Source organism: Vibrio sp. CK2-1, assembly GCF_021726515.1.
Taxonomy (GTDB): domain Bacteria; phylum Pseudomonadota; class Gammaproteobacteria; order Enterobacterales; family Vibrionaceae; genus Vibrio.
In genome coordinates, this window is record NZ_JAKKCJ010000013.1 from 1 (window position 1) to 3,180 (window position 3,180).

Genomic DNA, 3,180 nt, shown 5'->3' on the forward strand with positions numbered 1-3,180 from the left:
TTGCTCTTTAACAATTTGGAAAGCTGACTAGATAAACATTTAATGTTTATCTTAATAAAAGTTCTCAATGTTTATCTTAACGGATAAACACAACAACACACATTCAAGTGTCTTGTATTCAAATCAATTGCTTGCAATTGATTCTATTGAGTCCGGCAAACGTTCATCAAGGATTACCCTCCTTGTGAACAAAACTAAAACCTTATTTAGTTGAACATACATTAAGACCCTTTTGGGTTGTATGGTTAAGTGAATAAGCGTACACGGTGGATGCCTAGGCAGTCAGAGGCGATGAAGGACGTATTAACTTGCGATAAGCGTAGATTAGGCAGTAAAAGCCACTTGAGTCTACGATTTCCGAATGGGGAAACCCACATGCATAAGCATGTATTATTAACTGAATACATAGGTTAATAAGGCGAACTCGGGGAACTGAAACATCTAAGTACCCGAAGGAAGAGAAATCAACCGAGATTCCGAAAGTAGCGGCGAGCGAAATTGGATTAGCCCTTAAGCTTTATATGCGTCAGGTGAAGGCTCTGGAAAGTGCCGCGATACAGGGTGATAGCCCCGTAACCGACAACGCATACTAAGTGAAAACGAGTAAGGCGGGACACGTGATATCCTGTCTGAATATGGGGGGACCATCCTCCAAGGCTAAATACTCCTGACTGACCGATAGTGAACCAGTACCGTGAGGGAAAGGCGAAAAGAACCCCTGTGAGGGGAGTGAAATAGAACCTGAAACCGTGTACGTACAAGCAGTAGGAGCACCTTCGTGGTGTGACTGCGTACCTTTTGTATAATGGGTCAGCGACTTATATTTAGTAGCAAGGTTAACCGTATAGGGGAGCCGTAGGGAAACCGAGTCTTAACTGGGCGTCGAGTTGCTAGGTATAGACCCGAAACCAGGTGATCTAGCCATGGGCAGGTTGAAGATTGAGTAACATCAATTGGAGGACCGAACCGACTAATGTTGAAAAATTAGCGGATGACTTGTGGCTAGGGGTGAAAGGCCAATCAAACCTGGAGATAGCTGGTTCTCCCCGAAAGCTATTTAGGTAGCGCCTCGGACGAATACTACTGGGGGTAGAGCACTGTTAAGGCTAGGGGGTCATCCCGACTTACCAACCCTTTGCAAACTCCGAATACCAGTAAGTACTATCCGGGAGACACACGGCGGGTGCTAACGTCCGTCGTGGAGAGGGAAACAACCCAGACCGCCAGCTAAGGTCCCAAAGTATAGCTAAGTGGGAAACGATGTGGGAAGGCTCAGACAGCCAGGATGTTGGCTTAGAAGCAGCCATCATTTAAAGAAAGCGTAATAGCTCACTGGTCGAGTCGGCCTGCGCGGAAGATGTAACGGGGCTAAGCTATACACCGAAGCTGCGGCATCCTAGTTTACTAGGATGGGTAGGGGAGCGTTCTGTAAGCCGTTGAAGGTGAACTGAGAAGTTTGCTGGAGGTATCAGAAGTGCGAATGCTGACATGAGTAACGATAAAGGGAGTGAAAAACTCCCTCGCCGGAAGACCAAGGGTTCCTGTCCAACGTTAATCGGGGCAGGGTAAGTCGACCCCTAAGGCGAGGCTGAAAAGCGTAGTCGATGGGAAACGGGTTAATATTCCCGTACTTCTTACAAATGCGATGGGGGGACGGAGAAGGCTAGGTGGGCCTGGCGATGGTTGTCCAGGTTCAAGTGCGTAGGCTAATTTCTTAGGTAAATCCGGGAAATTGTTAGGCTGAGACACGACGTCGAGCTACTACGGTAGTGAAGTCATTGATGCCATGCTTCCAGGAAAAGCCTCTAAGCTTCAGTTTGTAAGAAATCGTACCCCAAACCGACACAGGTGGTCGGGTAGAGAATACCAAGGCGCTTGAGAGAACTCGGGTGAAGGAACTAGGCAAAATGGTACCGTAACTTCGGGAGAAGGTACGCTCCTAGCGGTGATGAGACTTGCTCTCTAAGCTGCCGGGAGTCGCAGATACCAGGTGGCTGCAACTGTTTATTAAAAACACAGCACTGTGCAAAATCGTAAGATGACGTATACGGTGTGACGCCTGCCCGGTGCCGGAAGGTTAATTGATGGGGTTATCTTCGGAGAAGCTCTTGATCGAAGCCCCGGTAAACGGCGGCCGTAACTATAACGGTCCTAAGGTAGCGAAATTCCTTGTCGGGTAAGTTCCGACCTGCACGAATGGCGTAATGATGGCCACGCTGTCTCCACCCGAGACTCAGTGAAATTGAAATCGCTGTGAAGATGCAGTGTACCCGCGGCTAGACGGAAAGACCCCGTGAACCTTTACTACAGCTTGGCACTGAACATTGACCCTACATGTGTAGGATAGGTGGGAGACTTTGAAGCAATCACGCCAGTGGTTGTGGAGTCAACCTTGAAATACCACCCTTGTAGTGTTGATGTTCTAACTTAGCCCCATTATCTGGGGTGAGGACAGTGCCTGGTGGGTAGTTTGACTGGGGCGGTCTCCTCCCAAAGAGTAACGGAGGAGCACGAAGGTGGGCTAAACACGGTTGGACATCGTGTGGTTAGTGCAATGGCATAAGCCCGCTTGACTGCGAGAATGACAATTCGAGCAGGTGCGAAAGCAGGTCATAGTGATCCGGTGGTTCTGAATGGAAGGGCCATCGCTCAACGGATAAAAGGTACTCCGGGGATAACAGGCTGATACCGCCCAAGAGTTCATATCGACGGCGGTGTTTGGCACCTCGATGTCGGCTCATCACATCCTGGGGCTGAAGTCGGTCCCAAGGGTATGGCTGTTCGCCATTTAAAGTGGTACGCGAGCTGGGTTTAGAACGTCGTGAGACAGTTCGGTCCCTATCTGCCGTGGGCGTTGGAAGATTGAAGGGGGCTGCTCCTAGTACGAGAGGACCGGAGTGGACGAACCTCTGGTGTTCGGGTTGTCATGCCAATGGCATTGCCCGGTAGCTAAGTTCGGAATCGATAAGTGCTGAAAGCATCTAAGCACGAAGCGAGCCCTGAGATGAGTCTTCCCTGGCGCTTAAAGCGTCCTAAAGGGTTGTCGGAGACTACGACGTTGATAGGTTGGGTGTGTAAGCGCTGCGAGGCGTTGAGCTAACCAATACTAATTGCCCGTGAGGCTTAACCATACAACACCTAAAGGGTTTTGGTTGGACTGAATAGAAGAATACATATTGA

The 3,180-nt window shown here is 49.3% G+C and carries 1 rRNA gene; it reads left to right on the top strand.

From position 1 onward, the window contains the following. Positions 1–243: 243 nt before the first annotated feature. A 23S ribosomal RNA gene (locus L3V25_RS16475) occupies positions 244–3,131 on the top strand. Positions 3,132–3,180 lie beyond the last annotated feature (49 nt).